At 46.2% G+C, this 20,395-nt stretch carries 12 protein-coding genes; 7 read left to right on the plus strand and 5 right to left on the minus strand.

The window, feature by feature from the left end; translation table 11 throughout:
* Positions 1 to 214: 214 nt before the first annotated feature.
* Genes GFS24_RS11475 through GFS24_RS11500 form a run of 6 tightly spaced genes read left to right on the plus strand, consistent with a single transcriptional unit; the run spans position 215 to position 11,162 of the window.
* Positions 215 to 3,718: a SusC/RagA family TonB-linked outer membrane protein gene (locus GFS24_RS11475; protein WP_173003049.1), complete on the plus strand. Its 3,504-nt coding sequence runs from the start codon at positions 215 to 217 to the stop codon at positions 3,716 to 3,718.
* 20 nt (positions 3,719 to 3,738) lie between these two features.
* Positions 3,739 to 5,214 (plus strand): RagB/SusD family nutrient uptake outer membrane protein, encoded by a 1,476-nt coding sequence (locus tag GFS24_RS11480; RefSeq protein WP_153659700.1) that lies wholly within the window; start codon positions 3,739 to 3,741, stop codon positions 5,212 to 5,214.
* 26 nt (positions 5,215 to 5,240) lie between these two features.
* Complete coding sequence (locus GFS24_RS11485) at positions 5,241 to 6,164, plus strand: ABC transporter ATP-binding protein (RefSeq protein WP_153659701.1); 924 nt, start codon at positions 5,241 to 5,243, stop codon at positions 6,162 to 6,164.
* Positions 6,165 to 6,170: 6 nt separating this feature from the next.
* Positions 6,171 to 8,552: a Gldg family protein gene (locus tag GFS24_RS11490; protein ID WP_153659702.1), complete on the plus strand. Its 2,382-nt coding sequence runs from the start codon at positions 6,171 to 6,173 to the stop codon at positions 8,550 to 8,552.
* A gap of 1 nt (position 8,553) precedes the next feature.
* Positions 8,554 to 9,864, plus strand: coding sequence for a DNA mismatch repair protein (locus GFS24_RS11495; protein WP_153659703.1), 1,311 nt, complete (start codon positions 8,554 to 8,556; stop codon positions 9,862 to 9,864).
* On the plus strand, positions 9,861 to 11,162 hold the full coding sequence (locus GFS24_RS11500) for a DNA mismatch repair protein (RefSeq protein ID WP_153659704.1): 1,302 nt from the start codon (positions 9,861 to 9,863) through the stop codon (positions 11,160 to 11,162). Before GFS24_RS11495 ends, GFS24_RS11500 begins: the two co-directional genes overlap by 4 nt.
* A gap of 36 nt (positions 11,163 to 11,198) precedes the next feature.
* Here GFS24_RS11500 and GFS24_RS11505 read toward each other — a convergent pair whose 3' ends face one another.
* Positions 11,199 to 11,645 carry a hypothetical protein gene (locus GFS24_RS11505; protein WP_153659705.1) on the minus strand — a complete coding sequence of 149 codons (447 nt, stop codon included), beginning with the start codon at positions 11,643 to 11,645 and terminating at the stop codon, positions 11,199 to 11,201.
* 141 nt (positions 11,646 to 11,786) lie between these two features.
* Between GFS24_RS11505 and GFS24_RS11510 the strand changes: the two genes are divergently transcribed.
* Entirely contained in the window at positions 11,787 to 12,599 is an 813-nt protein-coding gene (locus GFS24_RS11510; protein WP_153659706.1) for a hypothetical protein, read from the plus strand.
* A 6-nt stretch (positions 12,600 to 12,605) separates the two neighbouring features.
* On the opposite strand, the gene GFS24_RS11515 is transcribed toward GFS24_RS11510, so the two are convergent.
* The 4 genes from GFS24_RS11515 to GFS24_RS11530 are packed head-to-tail and all read right to left on the minus strand — an operon-like array spanning position 12,606 to position 20,373.
* Positions 12,606 to 12,770 (minus strand): hypothetical protein, encoded by a 165-nt coding sequence (locus tag GFS24_RS11515; protein WP_153659707.1) that lies wholly within the window; start codon positions 12,768 to 12,770, stop codon positions 12,606 to 12,608.
* A complete protein-coding gene (locus tag GFS24_RS11520) occupies positions 12,764 to 13,138 on the minus strand; it encodes a hypothetical protein (protein WP_153659708.1) in 375 nt (124 codons plus the stop codon). The genes GFS24_RS11515 and GFS24_RS11520 overlap by 7 nt, the downstream gene beginning before the upstream one ends.
* Positions 13,139 to 13,191: 53 nt before the next feature.
* Positions 13,192 to 14,418 carry a response regulator gene (locus GFS24_RS11525; RefSeq protein WP_371730428.1) on the minus strand — a complete coding sequence of 409 codons (1,227 nt, stop codon included), beginning with the start codon at positions 14,416 to 14,418 and terminating at the stop codon, positions 13,192 to 13,194.
* A gap of 33 nt (positions 14,419 to 14,451) precedes the next feature.
* Complete coding sequence (locus tag GFS24_RS11530) at positions 14,452 to 20,373, minus strand: HAMP domain-containing protein (protein ID WP_253906433.1); 5,922 nt, start codon at positions 20,371 to 20,373, stop codon at positions 14,452 to 14,454.
* Positions 20,374 to 20,395: the final 22 nt, after the last annotated feature.

Here is a 20,395-nt window from a genome sequence, read left to right on the forward strand (position 1 = left end):
CAGCCTGTTCAGGCGCTATCAGAAATAAAAAAACCGGGTGTAAGATTGGACACCTTTCCCGGTTCTTATTTCAGCGAATGTTTCAGGTGTGTTGAGACTCCTTTTATTCATTCAACTTAAACAGTGCAAAGGTATGCAAATTAAGAGTATTACCATTCGGCCTTTCTGTGCCCTTACCTTACAGAAATGCCTATCAACCAAAACCATATTAGTAATGAAGCTGACAATCATGCTCATACTGGTAGCCATTCTTCAGGGCAGCGCTAAAACATCGGCACAAACGGTTACTTACACCGGCAAGCCTGCTTCCCTTCAACAGATGTTTGCATTGATCAAAGAGCAAACGGACTTCCGTGTTTTTTACCGGGCGGAAGACCTGGCCAATGCAAATCCTGTTACTGTTCAATTGAACAATACGCCTTTGCAGTCTGCCATGGAAATGATCCTGGCGGGGCAGATGCTGGAATTTGAGATCCAGGGCCGTACCATTTTCATTAATAAAAAAGAACCGGCGCCGCTGGCAGATATACGGGGGATTGTGGTGAATGAAAAACAGGAACCCGTTCCCGGTGTAACGATATACGCAAGGAGGATCATGCGGGCTACCGTCACCAGTGAAAAAGGAGAGTTTTCGCTCTCCGGTGTAATGGAGGGTGATACCATCATGTTTTCCAGTATCAATTATGAAACGCAGAACATACCTGCCGTTACGAAATCCTTCATGCGGGTGCAACTGAAACCACGCATCACCAACCTGGACCTTATTACAGTACTCAATACTGGTTACCAGGTTTTAAGTAAAGAAAGGGCTACGGGTTCTTTCGGTAAAGCAGACATGGAGATCTTTGCGAAACGTACCGGCACAATGGATGTGATAGCACGGCTGGAAGGGCAAATACCCGGTATGCGTATTGTTGTTGGTGGAAATAGTGAAGATGTGAATACTAATGGAAGTGGTGTTTCACTGCGCAAGAGTGAGATCAGGGGCCTTACCTCCCGGTATCCTTCCCCTCCCTTATATGTATTAAATGGTGTGATCGTTGCTGATCTCAGCGCGGTAAACCCTGATGATATTGAAGATATCACCGTACTGAAAGATGCTGCCGCAGCAGCCATCTGGGGTGCAAGATCTTCCAACGGCGTAGTGGTGATCACCACAAAATCAGGTAACAAGAATCAGCGTTTAAGTGTGAACTACAGCGGTTTTATCAATGTGGGGAACAAACCTGATTTCAATTATGCAAAGATGCTGGACAGCCGCCAGTATATTGATGTAGCAAAAGAACTCTTTGACCCTGTTGCCAATGCTTACAGGTCTCAAACTTTTTTCGCGCCACACGACCGGATCCTGTATGATCAGTATCTCGGCCGTATCACTGCAGTGGAAGCCAACCGCAAACTGGACAGTCTCGCTTCTATCAGTAACCTGTCACAGATCAAAGATATATGGTACCGTAATGCGATGACCACCAATCATACGGTGTCTGTTTCCGGTGGCAACACTGTATATTCTTTCTATGGTTCCTTTGGTTATACCGGCTCGCAATCCACCACGCCAGGATCCATGAGCAATGCTTATAAACTCAATCTCACACAAAGTATTAATCCCGGTAAACGCGTCAGGATTTCGGTGAACACTTCTTTGGTGAATACGATCACCAAAAGCAAAAGACCTGTTAGCGTAAACAATAGCTTCCTGCCTTACCAGCTGTTCCGCGATGCATCCGGCAAAAGCCTTAACCTGAATTACATGAATGGTTACCTGGATTCCGTGAGTAGAATATATGAAGCGCAAAGTGGTATCAGCCTAGGTTATAATCCCATTGATGAAATGGATTATGGTAACAATAACGTCAACAACCTGAGTATAAATGTAACCGCCAATGCATCTGTTAATATATGGAAAGGTTTAAACTTTAATGGTACTTATGGTTACCAGAAAGCTCCCGGCAGCGGTACAAGTTACCTGGACAATAAAGCCCTCTCTGAAAGGAAACAGCAATTGAACCTTACAGTGATCAATAATGGCCTGCCGGAATATCTTTATCCACGCACAGGCGGCCGTTATACCATGAGCAATACGGATCAGCGCAACTGGACTGTCCGCAACCAACTGATCTATGACGCCCCATTCAGAAAAGGCCAGGATCATCTTACACTCCAGGCCGGGCAGGAAGTACAGGAAGGGGTGAGATATGGCAGTACCACTACTTTATTCGGTTATGATGAAGCACTGACCTCTTATTCCATTCTTGATTACGCACGGTTGAGACAGGGTATTTTTCCTACTGTCACCGGCTTTGGTTCTCTCGCCATTAGTCCTTACACCGTAAAAAAAGAAGTTACCCGTTTCATTTCTTACTTCGGTCTGGCCAGTTATAGCTTCTTTGATGGTAAATATAATGTGGATGCCAGCCTTCGGCAGGATTACAGTAATATGTTTGCCAGTGAAATAAGTTCTCAGAATGATCCTGCCTGGAGCTTCGGCGCCAGATGGTGGATCAGCAAGGAGAAATTCCTGAGCAAAGCAAAGTGGCTCAATGATCTCAGCATCAGAACTACTTATGGTATCACCGGTAACTCACCTTATGCTAATGGCGTTTCGCAGAATGATGTCCTCTCTTCCGTTACCATCAAGGATGTATATGATCATCCCTTAGTAGGAGGAAATGCCTATACGCTATCTGATATTGCCAATAAAACACTGGCATGGGAAAGAACAAACAACCTGAATATCGGTCTTGATTTCTCTGTACTCAAACGCAGGCTCAGCGGCGGCATTGATTATTACACCAGGACCACTACAAACATGCTGGGAAGCACTCCCCTGAATCCTTTCTCCGGGTACACCGGCATTACCGGCAACCTGGGTAAAATGGTAAATAAAGGGATAGAATTAAGCTTACGTTCAGAAAATATAAGAACAAAGAATTTCAGCTGGACCACCTCTTTTACAATAGGTCACAACCAGAACAAACTGGTATCCTTTAGTAAACCAAGCGCCGCCAATCTCATCAATGTATCCTTCAGGATGAATGGCACCATACCGGTACTCGGTTATCCCATGGGCGCCATATGGGCATACCAGTTTGCCGGCCTGGATAACATGGGCGACCCGCAGATCTACCTTGCCAACAAAAGCATTACCAAAGCTTACAACGTTGTTAAAGTAGAAGATCTTAAATATATGGGCACCACTACACCTACTGCTACTGGCGGGTTTAGCAATACCTTCAGCTACGACGGGATCAGCTTATCCCTCAACATGATCTACAATATGGGATCTGTTATGTACCGTCCTGTAAACACACTTTATACCGGGAAATTAGTGGGCAACTCACTGGGCTTCTCCAACGGAAATATCCGCGATCTCTTCCTGGACCGCTGGAAGAAACCAGGAGATGAAGCTTTTACAAATACCCCTTCCTATGTATTCGACGGACTCACGAGTCAACGCCGCAGGAATGTAGGTTATTACACAGCGGGCGATATTAACGTGGTCAGCGCCTCTTATATTAAACTGCGGGACATTACACTTTCCTACAGCCTGAAACCGAATGTATTAAGGTTCATGAAGATAAGGTCCGCCAATGTTTTTGTGCAAACCAACAACTTCCTGGTATGGGCTGCAAACAAAGATGGTATTGATCCTGAATATGGTGGCAGCGTACCAGCTTCCAGGCACAACTATAGCCTTGGCCTTAGTCTTTCTCTTTAATTCCTTTTTAATCAGACATCATGAAGAAACATATTATTCTTTCCATAACGATACTGAGTTTATTTATTTCCTGTAAAAGAAGCTGGCTGGAAATTGTACCGCAAGGCCTTCTCGTAGCTGTTACTACAGATGACTATGACAAGTTGATGAATGACCCTCTCTTTTATGTATCACCAAGTTCAGGCGGATGGGGTGAGCCGCAGCTGATGGGAGATGAAGTAGCTGCAGAAACACCTTACTTCATCAATAAAAGCCCTGTGCGCGACGCCCTCTTTCAATGGCTGGACAGCATTTATCCAACACCCGCTATTACACCGCCGGCCATAAAGGCTCATTTAACAAATATGTACCCGCTCAATAAGATCATTGAGGAAGTAGGAGATTCCAAAGGTGGAACAGATGCACAAAAAAGGGGCATCCGCGCAGAAGCATTAGCTACCCGGGCCTGGACTATTTTCCAGCTGGCCAACTATTATTGCAAACCCTACACAGCTGCTTCCGCAACTACTGATCCGGGTTACCCTTTCACTACCAAAGCCAGTGTTACCAATGCTGAATTTCAAAGAGGCACTTTAAAAGGCACTTATGATTTTATCATTAAGGACCTCACGGATGCATTAGCGGATATCCCTGCCAAACAACTGGTCGTTACCCGGATGTCCAGGCCCGCAGTGGAAGGTTTACTGGGAAAAGTATACCTGTTCATGGGCAGGTACGATGATGCATTACCATTGCTGAAAGATGCACTCACACACGTAGCGGCCAACGGCCAAACATCTTTATATAATTATAACCAAACACTGGGCACCGGAGGTTCTTTCCTCCCGATCCATGCTATCAGCGGACCTAATGGCCCCAATCTGCAACTGGCAGACATGAAGCAATCCGTGTTATCTAAAATATTCTACAGCGGCTTCTTTAACGGTAATCAAACCGGCAGCGATGGGTTGGTATTAACACCACAGGCACAAGCCCTGTTCGGTGCCAGCGATCTCCGGCTGTTATTCTACACTAACAAGAACATTGACAATTCTCTGAATCCCGGAGGAAGGATCCGGAAATATGGCCAGCCTTACCAGACTTTTTCTTATACACGGTACGGTCTCGAACTGGCAGAATTATACCTGCTCAGCGCAGAATGCAAAGCCAGAACAGGAGACCTCGGTGGCGCTGTGTTGGATGTGGAAATGCTGCGTAAGAACAGGATGCCGGTAGCCGATGCCACTGTACCATCTGCTATTGCAGGCAACCAAACCGCCCTCGTAAAATTCATCATCGATGAACGCATCCGTGAATTTGCCATGGAAGGTTACCGCTGGTTTGATATGCGCAGGCTTTCTGTAGACCCGCTCTATGCCGGTATTACTTTCACACATACCATGTATAATGCTGATGGCACTACAACTGTTTACACGCTACGCCAGCCAAACCGTCTTGTAATGAAATTCCCGCGCCTTTACGTAGATGCAAATCCGGAAATGCAGGACAATCCTTAATCAACATTTATCACATACATACGATCATGACCAGTATTGTAAAACTTGAGCACCTGTCCCACAAATACACAAGTGCATGGGCCATCCGTGACATCAACATGGAGATAGGCCAGACGGGCATTGTGGGATTGCTGGGCTCTAACGGAGCAGGGAAGTCCACCACCATGAACATCCTCTGCGGAGCACTGAATCAAACTGAAGGGAATGTTTATATCAACGGCATCAACATGCGCGATGAACCGCAACTCGCAAAAAAAGAGATCGGATTCCTTCCGCAGAACCCGCCACTGTACATGGACCTTACTGTAGACGAATACCTGAACTACTGCGCAGGGCTTAGATTAATGCCGAAAGACAAAATGAAACCTGCTATTAAAGAAGCCAAGGAACGTTGTGGTATTGATCATTACAGCAGCCGCCTGATCCGTAACCTCTCCGGTGGTTATCGTCAGCGGGTAGGGATTGCACAAGCTATTGTACACCGGCCTAAACTGGTAGTACTGGATGAACCTACCAATGGCCTCGATCCCAACCAGATCGTTGAAGTAAGAGCACTGATCAAAGAGATCGCGCAGGACAGGGCGGTGATCTTCTCTTCTCACATCCTCTCTGAAATACAGGTATTGTGCAAAGAGATCAAGATGATAGAAAGCGGCAGGATCGTTTTTTCAGACTCTATGGATGCCTTCAATAATTATGTGGAACCACACAGCATGCTCATTCATATGGAGAATCCGCCATCTGCTGCGGAACTGCAAAAAATTGCCGGCGTTACCAAAACAGACTTCCTCACGGAAAGGCAGGTACGCATTCACTTTTCCGGCGACCAGGATATCACAGAAAAGATCGTGGCAGCCAGCGTACACAATGGCTGGAGACTGCGCGAGATCAGCCTGGACAAAAGTGCGCTTGATGAGATCTTTTCACAACTATCTGGTAAATCAAAATAATTAATAATGAAAACAATATTCAGAGTAGCTAAAACAGAGTTACGCACTTTGTTTTACTCTCCTATTGCCTGGTTTTTACTGATCGTATTCATGGTGCAATGTGCCATTGTGTACATGGGATCCATAGGTAGCTTTGCCAGAATGCAGGAGATGCAGGGGATGATGGGCATGCCTGACATGTCTTTAACGGAAAGGGTATTTGTAGGAAGAGGCGCCCTCTTCTCCAATGTGATGGAGAAACTATATCTCTATATTCCTCTTCTCACCATGAGCCTTATCAGCCGGGAAACCAGCAGTGGCACCATCAAACTGTTATACTCCTCTCCCATCAAAGTAAGAGAGATCATCTTTGGCAAGTTCCTTGCCATGATGGTGTACAGCCTGTTGCTGATAGCCATTGTAAGCATCTTTGTAATATCCGGCCTGTTCCACATACCAAACCTGGATAAAGGCATGCTGCTGACCGGTTTACTGGGTTTCTATCTCCTGTTGTGTGCATATGCTTCCATCGGGTTGTTCATGTCCTGCCTCACTACCTACCAGGTAGTAGCTGCCATCTGTACATTTGTAATGATAGGCGCATTGAGTTATGTAGGCACCCTGTGGCAACGTATTGCGTTTGTGAGAGAACTTACTTACTTCCTCTCTATCAACGGCCGCGCAGAAAATATGCTGAATGGCATGCTCACCACCAAAGACGTGATCTACTTCATCACTATCGTGTACATCTTCCTTGGGTTGAGCATCTATAAACTGAAAGCAGGCATGGAATCCAAGCCTGCCCTTGTGAAAGCCGGCAGGTATGCAGCCATCGTAGCCTCTGCCCTGCTGATCGGTTATGTAAGTTCTGTTCCCAGCCTCATCGGTTATTACGATGCCACGGTTGGCAAGCAAAGAACACTCACACCAAAAGTACAAAGTATCCTCACAGACCTTGGCAATGAACCACTGGAAATAACCGCATACACCAATCTGCTGGACAGGTACTATTGGCTCGGTGGCCCTGCAACTTACAATTTGAACATTGCACGCTGGGAACCATTCACGCGCTTCAAACATAATATTGAACTGAAAACAGTTGCTTACTACGATAGTTCTTATGGCAGCTCGTATATCTGGAAAACTTATCCGGGGAAAAATCTCAAAGAGATGGCAGAGCAGTATGTCAAGAACATGGATATGGACCTGAAGGACTTTAAATCACCGGCTGAGATCCGCAAGATCATTGACCTGCGGCCGGAATCCAACCGTTATGTGATGCAGCTGAAATGGAAAGGAAAAACCACTTTCCTGCGTGTGTTTGATGATCAGATGATGTGGCCGGGTGAAACAGAAGTTGCTGCCGCATTAAAACGCCTGCAACAAGCGAAACTGCCCAAAGTTGCCTTCCTCACAGGTGACCTCGAAAGGGACATCGATAAAGTAGGCGACCGCGATTACAGGTTCCTCACTAACCTCGCTACTTTCCGTAACTCACTGGTGAACCAGGGTTTTGATGTGGACACTGTTTCCCTCGAAACACAGGAGATCCCTGCTGACATCGCCACGCTGGTGATAGCAGACCCTAAGTTATCTTTACGCCCCATTACCATGGCAAAGGTGCAGGCATACATCAACAACGGCGGCAACCTGCTCATTGCCGGAGAGCCAGGCAGACAGGCTATCCTGAATCCACTCTTGCAGCAACTGGGTGTGCAAATGATGGATGGCATGCTGGTGCAGGTAAGCAAAACAGACCTCACTCCTGACCAGGTAACACCAGACCTCACGCAATTATCCGCCACCTTCTCAAAACCACTGGCAGAAAGAGCAGAGGACAGCTTTAAAGTGTTCATGGAAGGCACAGCTGGTCTTTCCTTTGTGACAGACGGCGCCTACACCATCAAACCCCTGCTGGTATCTAACGCTAAACTTTCCTGGAACAGGATCAAACCACTGGACCTGGATATGGTGACCAGCGCTGTAACTGATGATTTTCAGGAAGTGGTTACTTCCAAGAAACCCGATACCGGCAGAACCGCGCTGGCTACTATTGCATTCTCTGCCGCTGATGGAGATGTAAAAGGCCCGCTTGCTCCTGTTGTAGCCCTCACAAGAAAAGTGAATAACAAAGAACAACGTATAGTGGTGGCCGGTGATGCAGACTTTATCAGTAATGCCGGATTACGCCGCCAGGGCATGGCCAACTTTGTATTTAACACTGCCCTCTTCAGCTGGCTGAGTTATGGAGAATTCCCGATCGATGCCTCCCGTCCAAAACCAAAGGATACAAGGGTAAGCCTTGCACAGGATGATGTAGGATTCTTCCGCATCCTGTATATATGGGTACTGCCGGGTATACTGCTTGCTTTCGGAGCCATTCTGCTGATCAGGCGTAAAAGAAAATAACATGTTATTTACAACAGATAAACAAACACTGGAAGACCTGAACATCTTTGGCAAACATGGCGGAGATTCCGTGTACAACATTTTCAATCGCTGCACCACAAGAGGTGGTGCAGCGATCCTGGAAGACATGTTCCGGTATCCTCTATCAGATGATGCAGCCATCAACCAGCGTTGCGGGATCATCCAGTTCTTTGCAGAGGCAAGCCTGGCCTTCCCTTTCCAAAGTTCACTCTTTGATGCAGCAGAGCCTTACCTCGCCAATACAGATGAACGGACCAAACTGACAGGCACTAAAAAGCTGAGTGATATCATAGGCGTAGACATCGAAACACAACAGATCCACAAAGGTGTGAATGCCCTGGTAGAACTGTTCAAAGGCATACAGACATTTATTAGTGATATATCCATACCGATGGCGGACAAAACTGCCATCTCGGACATCCTCGCAGAACCGGCTTTTGCCGTTGTAATAGAGAGCGGTAAAAAACTAAGCCATACTACAATGGCAGAGTTTGATACACTGCTGCGTTTCCGCAACAGGGAGCTGGTACAAAAACTGCTTCGTCACATCTATTACCTCGATGTATACCTGTCCATTGCGCGGGTAGCAAAAGAAAAGGGATTTGTTTTCCCGAAAGCATTACCACGTGAACAACACAAAGTTTTGCTGGAAGGTGTCTACCATCCACAGGTAAAAAATGCAGTGCCCAACAATATATCCATCACACCGGATGGTAATGTAATGTTCCTTACAGGCGCTAACATGGCTGGTAAATCCACCTTCATGAAATCCCTCAGCATTGCGATGTTCCTGGCGCATATGGGTTTCCCTGTAGCAGCAACAAAGATGGAATTCTCCGTACTGGATGGTATTTACACCACCATCAACTTACCGGATAATTTAGGGATGGGCGCCAGTCATTTTTATGCAGAAGTATTACGCGTAAAGAAGATGGCACAGGAACTCAGCCAGGGCAGGAACCTCTTCATTGTATTTGACGAACTCTTCCGCGGTACCAATGTAAAAGATGCTTACGAAGCAACTATCGCTATCACCAAAGGTTTTGCGGGAAAAAGGAACAGCCTCTTCGTGATCTCCACGCATATCATTGAAGCGGGAGATGTATTGAAAGCAGCTTGTCCGAATGTACGGTTCATCTACCTGCCCACCCGCATGAACGGTAACCATCCCGTATACACCTACACGCTGGAAAATGGTATTACAGACGACCGCCACGGCATGATCATTATTAACAACGAAGGCATCCTGGACATTCTGGAGGCAGGCATCAAAAAAATGAGATCAGCATGAGTTTCATAGCAGATAAACAAACGCTGGATGACCTGAGCCTCTTAGGTAAATTCAAGCCGCATTCGATCTACAGCCTTTTTAATAAAGTACACACAGCCGGTGGGGAACGGTTGCTGGACGAGATGTTCCATCAACCCATGACCGATCCGCTTGCCATCAATCAACGCAGCAGCACATTCCGGTACTTCCAGGATCAGGAACCAACCTTTCCCTTCCGCCATGAACAATTTCGTTTCGTAGAAAACTACCTGGGTACCGGCGCTGCCGGCAATGTGATATCTGCCACCACCGGCATGCTGCGTAAAAAGATCATGGGGTCACTTTTGAATGATGATCAGTACAATATCCTGCAAACCGGGTTGACTGCTACCATAGAAGCCCTTTACACGTTAAAGGGGTTGCTAAATACGCTCAACACTCCGCTTGTAAATGTTGCCAAAAACATCCTTGCGGACAAAAGATTATCATGGCTTGATGAAGCTTTTAAAGCTCCGCAATTGTCCGTTTTGCAGGCTGCAAAGTATGATCATCTGTTGCGGCATGCAATGCGGGATGAAATGGAAACTTTGCTGGATACCATTTACCAGCTGGATGTATACATAGCCGTAAGTACCATAGCGAGAGAAAAGGATTTCTCCTACGCCCATGCATTACCTGCCGAAGAAAATATATTCAGCACAACCGCGCTGAGGCATCCGGGGCTGGACAAAGCAGTTGCCAATCCCCTATCACTGCACAGCAAAGAAAATGTGATCTTCCTTACCGGCGCTAACATGGCAGGAAAATCAACGCTCATGAAGGCCTTTGGCATTTCCGTATACCTTGCGCATATGGGATTCCCGGTAGCTGCCATCGACATGCGCTTTTCTGTACGGGATGGATTGTATTCTTCCATCAACGTGCCTGATAACTTAAACATGGGATACAGCCATTTCTATGCGGAAGTACTCAGGGTAAAGAAGGTAGCAGAAGAAGTGAGCAGTGGAAAAAATATGATCGTGATCTTTGATGAACTGTTTAAAGGAACGAATGTAAAGGATGCCTACGATGCCACACTTTCCGTTACGGCTGCATTCTCGAAATACAGGAATTGTTTCTTCATCATCTCTACGCACATCATCGAAGTAGGCGATGTATTAAAGCAAACGTACGATAACATTCAATTCTCTTATCTCCCAACTATTATGGAAGGTAATGTGCCTCGCTATCCCTATACCCTCACCGAAGGCATTACCAGTGACAGGCAGGGAATGATCATCATTGAAAATGAAAAGATCATTGATCTGCTGGAGCGATAAAAAAAGGCTCGTAATAGTTAATTACGGGCCTTTTAATTATTTCGTTATGATCATTTCGGCTACAGCCTGAGGATCATCCCGCAGTTTTCCTATTAACTGCTGGTTCCTGCTATAAATACGTACAATCCGGGCTTTTTCATACTTCTCACCAGCCCCTACCTTATCAATATAGAAATTGACATGTTCATTTTTGAAATCATAGCTTAAACGATAATTCGTTGCTGCACCCACTCCCAATCCCGGTACAACGTACCAGCGGTCTAATGTCTGGTAATACAGGTAAACTATCCAGGCGGAGTTATCAGCGGTATCTTTAGTAGTGGGGATGCTCAGTAATTTGAAGGTAGCGGTTGTAAAATTTTGTTCCCCAAAGGAGTATTGAGCAATATTAGAACTGACCAGCTCGTTCTTATCTACTGTTTCACTTTTCTTGCAGGACCAAAAAATGATAGCACACACGGCTATCTGAAGTATTCTTTTCATGTTCATGTTGATTTATATACCGCAAAGTTTATATAAACCAACACAGGCAGGATAGTAAAAAAACGACATCTTTTAATGCAGGGAATGTAACATTTCTTTAACTTATAAAAATACATATTTGTACCCATAACCACCCTAACCATGAAAATAACACTCCCCCTCTTATTCATCACCTCCCTCGCATTTGGACAGACAGACTCCATTGTGCAGGAAGGCAAACTGCTTTACAAAAGTGAAATGGCATCCTGGAATGGTACAGACATCTTCCTTGAAAACTTTAAAGACGAGCAGGGAAACATTGGCGGTTATCTCTCCTATAACAATAATTGTATCTTTTTCTCAAAGGACAGTATCCCTAAAGTGCTGGCTACCATTTCTTTTGACAGTACTTATAGTGCAGAAACAGCGAAGATCAACAAGGAACAACGGGGTTTTACACCAGAGGAAAACGATCTCTATGTGATCAGGAAACGGGCTTTGGCAGAGATCAATAGCGGGGGCGATAAATTTAAAAGGTATAACAACACAGACCTCAATCTCATCCCACTCATCCATAATGGCGTGAAAAAGGTATACGTATTAACAGGCCCCAAAGTAACCGGGGTGGTAATATTTGGGAATGATTACCTGCTAACCTTTGATAAAGATAATAAGCTGATGAGCACACAGGTATTACACAAGAATATTATCCCCATCACTTACAAGAAATCAGAAGAAACAAATCTCATGAGCGTACATAATCATCTGCCTGAAACCGGTGATTTTATTACCGCTACAGACGTTTGCACCCTCATGCTGTACGAGAAATATGCAAACTGGAAACAACATTATGTGATATCGGAAAAGAACATCTCCCTCTGGGATTGTGAAAAAGATGAACTCGTATCGTTTACAAAAGAAGCCTGGGAGAAGATCACGAAAGATCAGGAAGAAAAAAAGCAAATTAAACAGTAAAAGAGGTTATTTCGTTTTCAGATCATCCGTCTCCTCCACATCATCCAATCCTGCATCCTTTACATTACTCCGGCCGGTATCCGGAAGATCAGACTCCCTGACTTCCGGCAACATCCGTTCCTCTGAAACGTCGTGCAATTCTTCCTTATCTTTTTTATCCTTGTCTACCATACACTATAAGCTATCCGCCTGTTATAAGGCACTGTTTTAGTTACCAGGGGAACGATCACTGCAATAGCACCCAGTGCAACGTGTGGAAGGAACACCTCATGTGAGAAACGAAATAACCAGGGTGCGGTCAACAATATTAACCCGCCGGTTACATCCAGCAGCAAATGCGTTTTAAAAGAAAGCGCCCTTAAAACGCCACCTTCATAATGTGTAAAGAGCGAGAGGAAGAGCAGGGCTACACCCATTAAGATCGGCAGCCATTCTGCCACTGACCCATCATTAAAACGAAAGATCCAGGGGGAGTTGATCAGCAGAATGCTGTACATGTAATCCAGCCGGGCGTGTGTTTTAGTAGAAATGATACGCATAGGAAGATATTTAAATTTACCTATTCAAATCATATACCAAACGGTTACTGCTGTTAGGAAACAATGGCTTCCGGCCATTTCTCCGGAATACTGAGGATAAAGGTAGACCCCTGGTCCGCTTGACTGGTAGCGGTGATGGTGCCGTTATGCTGATCCATGATCTTTTTACAGATGGAAAGACCAATACCGGTACCTTCTATTTCATGGTAACTATGTAACCGTTTGAATACAGAGAAGATATCTTCAAGATACTGGTTATCTATGCCAATTCCATTATCTTTTATGAACACTTTATGCACAGCGGAAGAGTTCTCCGCGTAAATATGCACCTCTGGCTGTACTTCCTTTTTTGAAAACTTAATGGCATTGCTGATCAGGTTAAAGAACACCTGCCGCATCAGCACAGGGATCACCGGGATAGAAGGTAAAGCGTCTATCCTGATCACGGCGTTCGTGGAAGTGATCTTCATTTCCAGTTCCGTCATGGCCTCTTTTACAACGGTGTTCAGGTCCGTCACCACAAAATCGCCTCCCTGTAAAGCATGCCGGGAGAAGCGCAGCAGGTCATTCACTAGTTGCTGCATCCGGGCGGCGGCATTCGTGATCTTCACCATATACTTATCCACGTCCTCTTCCTTCCCCTTTTTACTGAGGATCAGGTCACTGAACACCCTGATCTTCCGTAATGGTTCCTGGAGGTCATGAGAGGCCGCAAAAGCGAAGCGGTCCAGCTCCTCATTCACCGCTATTAAATGCACATTGGATTTTACCAGCTGGTTGTTCAGTTCTCTTACTTTCATTTCGGAGATCTCCCTTTCCTCTACTTCTTTCTGCAAAGAAGCATTCATACGCAACAACTTTTGCTCCTGCGCAATAAGGGATTGTGTTTTGCGGTAGAGTTCCACAAAAAGGCCCACTTTGATACGTAGTAATTCAGGATTGATGGGTTTATAAATGAAGTCAACCGCCCCTACCCTATAGCCCTTGTAGATGGATTCCTCTTCATAATTGTGCGCTGTAATGAAAATGATAGGAATGTCTTTCAGCTTATCCCGTTCATAGATAAGCGAAGCAGTTTCAAATCCATTCATATCAGGCATCATCACGTCCATCAGGATCAGGGAGAAATCATACTCCCGCAACAGGATCTTCAATGCAGCCCTGCCGGAACCAGCATGTACAATACTATAGTTCTCCCTTTCCAATATGGATCCGATAGACATAAGATTGTCCTGCCTGTCGTCTACAATTAATATTTTAACGGGATCTCTTTCCAGCACAGTTGTAACGTATTATTGCTAAATTAGAAAAAATCATTTATAAAGCCACACGCGCATTAACGACAATAACTGATCAATCTTCAATGGCTTTGTAATATAATCTGAAGCGCCGGCTTCCAGGCATTTCTCCCTATCTCCTTTCATGGCTTTCGCCGTAACAGCAATAATAGGCAATGCACTGTTCTTATGTTCTCTCCTGATCTTCTGCATGGTTTCATAACCGTCCATTTCAGGCATCATGATATCCATCAGCACGATATCTATTTCATTATGTTCACCCAGGATACTCATGGCCTCCTTACCACTCTCAGCCGTGATCGTATTGATATGGAACCTTTCAAATGCAGTGGTGAGTGCAAACAGGTTCCTCACATCATCATCCACTACCAGTACATTTTTATTGCTCAGCACATCTTTCTGCGAGCGGAGGTCTTCAATCAGCTTACGCTTATCCGGCGTAAGGGTGTTATGATTGATGTGTAACTGCAGCACCGCTTCTTCCAGTAACAGGTCCAAAGAGTTCACGTCCTTCAGCAGGATCTTATTCGCATACTGCTTCAGTTTTGTTTTCTCTGTTTTGGTAAAGTCCCTGGCAGAATAGATGATCACCGGCGTATTGTTGACCTTATTGATCATCTGGATGTTGGCAAAGAGATCAGAGCCTTCCACATCCGGCAGCATATAATCAGCAATGATGCAGTCGTATGTATTATGCTCAATGAAATGCATCGCATCCTTTCCATTTTCCGCAAACTCTATATTGATCAACTCTCCGTTATCCAGTATCCGCGCGATCTGAGAAGCATCCGGTTCACTGTCTTCCACGATCAGTACGGTCTTATTCTTCTTCGTATCCTGGTCTATGATATTCTTGAACAGGATAGCCAGCACTTCCGTTTTTAAAGGTTTCAGGTTAAAACTCCTCGCGCCTCTTTGCATGGCCAGCAGCCTGTTCTCTTCACCGGATATGAGGTGAATGGGAATATGCCGCAGGTTGATGTCGTTCTTAAAGAGGTCCAGTATCCGCCAGCCACTCGCATCCGGAAGTTTTACATCCAGTGTAACAGCAATGGGGCTGAATTTATTAGTTAGTTCAAACACCTCTCCAAAGCTGGTGGCTACCACAACTTTCAGGCCCATTTCATGCGCCTTCTCCAGCATGATCTTGGCAAACCGCACATCATCTTCTACAATGAGCACAACCTTGTCTATTTCAGATATATGCGTCCTGTCGTCCCCGATATCATTGATGATCTCATTGAGCCCATCCAGGTCTTTCGTATCAGATACTTTGATGGTGGGAACAGATTGCAGGATCGCGATGTCCTGATCCTCAGATATTTTGTATTCACTTAAAGTAAGACTGCTGGACTTCTCCCGCTTGATCGCAGAAGGATTGTAACGCAACGGCAGGAAGAGGGTAAAGACGCTGCCCATACCTGTTTCACTATCCAGTTCAATAGAACCGCCTAACAGATCTGCCAGACCGCGGCTGATGGAAAGTCCCAGACCGGTACCGCCATACTTACGACTGGTAGAACCCTCCGCCTGCTGGAAGGCTTCGAAGATAATGTTCTGTTTGTCTTTTGAAATACCGATCCCCGTATCCTTGATCTCAAACGCCACTACCTTGTCTGCATTATCCAAACTGCTGTTCAGGATCTTCCAGTTCCTGTTGGCTTCATAAATGCGCAACCGCACTTCTCCTTTTTCCGTGAACTTGAATGCGTTGGACAACAGGTTCTTCAAGATCTGGTTCAGCCTTTGCACATCCGTTTCCAGGGAATGCGGTAATTGCTCATCCATGGAAATAGAGAAACGCAGGTTCTTGCTTTCAGAAATATGTTTGAATGTGGTTTCCACGAAAGTGGTCACCTCATGGAAACGTACTTTAATAAAGTCGGTGGAAATATAACCGGATTCGATCTTAGACAGATCGAGGATATCATTGATCAGTTGAATAAGGTCATCCCCGCAGCTGTGGATGGTTTTCGCATAACGCACCTGTTTCTCATTCAGGTTACCGTCATAGTTTTCATATAACTGCTGTGCCAGGATGAGGAGTGAGTTAAGCGGCGTGCGCAACTCGTGGGACATATTCGCGAGGAACTCCGATTTGTATTTGGAAGTAAGCTGCAGCTGTTCTGCTTTTTCTTCCAGCGAACGCCGTGCTTCTTCCACCTCTTTGTTCTTCCCTTCCACTTCTTCTTTCTGCTTTACCAGCAAATGCGCCTTATCCTGCAACTCTTCATTCGTTCTTCTTAATTCATCCGCCAGTGATTGTGATTGTTCCAGCAGGTCTTCCGTACGCGAGTTCGCTTCAATCGTATTCAACACAATACCGATACTCTCTGTTAACTGGCTAAGGAAGTCCAGGTGTGTTTGGCTGAAGGTATCAAAGGAAGCGAGTTCTATTACCGCTTTGATCTCTGTTTCAAACAATACCGGGAGTACGATCAAATTCAGCGGTGCAGCCTCTCCAAGACCGGAACCGATCTTAATATAATTAGACGGCACATTGGTGAGCAGGATCCTTTCTTTTTCCACCGCGCATTGTCCCACCAATCCTTCGCCCAGTGCAAATTCCCTGGACTGTTCTACTTCATTGCCATAAGCGTATGCGGCAAACAGTTTCAGTTTTGGGTTATTCTGATTTTCTTCCTGTTCAAGGATATAGAACATCCCTTTCTGTGCATTCACCACCTGCGCCAGTTCAGACAGGATCCTTCTCGTTACCGTGTTCAGATCTTTCTGGCCCTGCAGCATTTGGGTGAACTTGGCGAGGTTGGATTTCAACCAGTCCTGCTCTTCATTCCGCAGCGTTGTCTGCTTCAGGTTAGCGATCATCTGGTTGATGGTATCTTTCAATTGTTCCACCTCTCCTTTTGCTTCTACGCGGATCATTTGAGTGAGGTCACCTTTCGTTACCGCAGATGCTACTGCAGAGATAGCACGTACCTGTGTGGTTAAGTTTTCCGCCAGCTGGTTCACGTTTTCCGTGAGGTTCTTCCAGATACCGGATGCACCAGGTACGCTGGATTGGCCACCCAGTCTTCCTTCCACCCCTACTTCCCTTGCCACGGTAGTTACCTGATCGGCAAACACGGCCAACGTATCGATCATTTCATTGATCGTTTCCGTCAGCTGTGCCACCTCACCGCGGGAAACAATGGATAATTTCTGTTTAAGATTTCCGGTAGCAACAGCGGTTACTACTTTTGCAATACCCCGCACCTGGTTGGTGAGGTTGGAAGCCATCATGTTCACAGAGTCCGTAAGATCTTTCCAGGTTCCGGCCACACCCTGCACTTCTGCCTGGCCGCCCAGTTTACCTTCTGTACCTACTTCCCTTGCCACACGTGTTACTTCATATGCAAAAGAGTTCAGCTGATCCACCATCGTGTTGATCGTATTCTTCAGATCGAAGATCTCTCCTTTTACATCGATCGTTACTTTCTTGGATAAGTCACCGGAGGCCACCGCTTTTGTTACCTCCGCAATGTTACGTACCTGTGAAGTAAGGTTACCTGTCATCTGGTTTACAGAGTCCGTAAGATCCTTCCAGGTTCCGGCCACACCAGGTACAAACGCCTGGCCACCCAGTTTACCATCCGTACCTACTTCCCTCGCCACACGAATTACTTCAGAAGCAAATGCACGTAGCTGATCCACCATCGTATTCAACGTCTCTTTCAATTGCAGGATCTCTCCACGCACATCCACTGTGATCTTCCTGGACATATCTCCATTTGCTACCGCAATGGCCACATCCGCAATGTTACGTACCTGCGCTGTAAGGTTACCTGCCATCTGGTTCACGGAATCTGTTAAGTCTTTCCATGTTCCGCCAACACCCGGTACATTCGCCTGGCCACCCAGTTTACCTTCTGTACCTACCTCTCTCGCCACACGCGTTACCTCTGACGCAAAAGAACGCAGCTGTTCCACCATCGTGTTGATCGTATTCTTCAGCTCAAGGATCTCTCCTTTCACATCCACTTCAATTTTACGCGACAAGTCACCGTTTGCCACCGCTGTTGTTACCTCCGCAATATTCCGCACCTGCGATGTAAGATTGGAGGCCATGATATTTACAGAGTCCGTTAAGTCTTTCCATAATCCTTCCACACCGGGTACATCCGCCTGGCCGCCCAGTTTACCTTCAGAACCAACCTCACGGGCTACACGAAATACCTCAGAACCAAATGAGTTCAGCTGATCCACCATCGTGTTGATCGTATCTTTCAGTTCAAGGATCTCTCCTTTTACATCCACCGTGATCTTGCGCGACAGGTCACCTTTTGCCACCGCAGTAGTTACTTCTGCAATGTTCCGCACCTGTGCCGTAAGATTAGACCCCATCTGGTTTACAGACTCCGTCAGATCTTTCCAGGTACCGCCCACACCCTGTACTTTCGCCTGGCCACCCAGTTTTCCTTCCGTACCCACCTCAAGGGCTACACGCGTTACCTCAGATGCAAAAGAGTTGAGCTGATCCACCATCGTGTTGATGGTTTTCTTCAGTTCAAGGATCTCTCCTGCCACATCCACCGTGATCTTTTTAGAAAGGTCACCATTCGCCACGGCAGTAGTTACTTCTGCAATATTCCGCACCTGTGCCGTGAGGTTGGATCCCATCTGGTTCACAGAGTCTGTTAAGTCTTTCCATGTACCACCTACCCCTTGTACTTTTGCCTGTCCACCTAATTTTCCTTCTGTACCCACTTCAAGGGCTACACGCGTTACCTCCGATGCAAAAGAGTTGAGCTGATCCACCATCGTATTGAAAGTGTTTTTCAACTCAAGGATCTCTCCCCGTACATCCACCGTAATTTTGCGTGACAAGTCACCGAGTGCCACCGCAGTAGTTACCTCTGCAATGTTCCGTACCTGTGCGGTAAGATTGGAGGCCATCTGGTTCACGGAATCCGTTAAGTCTTTCCACAACCCCCCCACACCTTTTACCGTGGCCTGCCCTCCCAATTTTCCTTCTGAACCTACTTCCCGGGCAACCCGTGTTACCTCTGCGGAGAAAGAGTTCAGCTGATCCACCATCGTGTTGATGGTATTTTTTAATTCCAGGATCTCCCCTTTTACATCCACCGTAATTTTGCGCGAAAGATCACCTCTTGCTACCGCAGTAGTTACCTCCGCAATGTTCCGTACCTGGCCTGTAAGGTTGGAAGCCATCTGGTTCACGGAGTCTGTTAAGTCTTTCCATGTACCGGCTACCCCTTTTACTTCTGCCTGTCCGCCCAGTTTTCCATCTGTACCTACTTCTCTCGCCACACGCGTTACTTCTGAAGAGAAGGAGTTCAGCTGATCCACCATCGTGTTGATCGTATCTTTCAGTTCAAGGATCTCTCCCTGTACATCCACTGTGATCTTTTTCGAAAGGTCTCCTTTGGCCACCGCAGTAGTTACCTCTGCAATGTTCCGCACCTGTGCAGTAAGATTACCTGCCATCTGGTTCACGGAATCCGTGAGGTCTTTCCATACACCCGCTACATCTTTTACTTTTGCCTGTCCGCCCAGTTTACCTTCAGAACCTACTTCCCGTGCCACACGGGTTACCTCACGGGAGAAGAGGTTCAGCTGTTTCACCATCCCATTTACCTCCGTTGCGATCCGTGCAAACTCTCCCTGTAATACGTGGTCGCCAATTTGCAATGTCATCTCCCGGGAAAGGTTACCCTTTGCCACGGAGCTGATCACGTGTGCAATTTCGATGGTGGGATGTACGAGATCAGAAATGAGGGTGTTGATAGATCCTACCGCAGTATGCCAGGAACCTTTTGCGGTGCGGGGCATCATTACACGGTGGTTCAGTTTCCCTTCTTTCCCGATGGTATTCCTGGCCAGGTTTAATTCTTCCACCAGGGTTTCGTTGAGGGAAATGATCTCGTTGATCGTATCACAGATCTTTCCGCTCAGGCCGATTTTGTCCACCGGCATGCGGACGGTAAAATTTCCACCT

The sequence above is a fragment of the Chitinophaga sp. SYP-B3965 genome, from assembly GCF_009647655.1.
In the GTDB taxonomy this organism is placed as follows: Bacteria; Bacteroidota; Bacteroidia; order Chitinophagales; family Chitinophagaceae; genus Chitinophaga.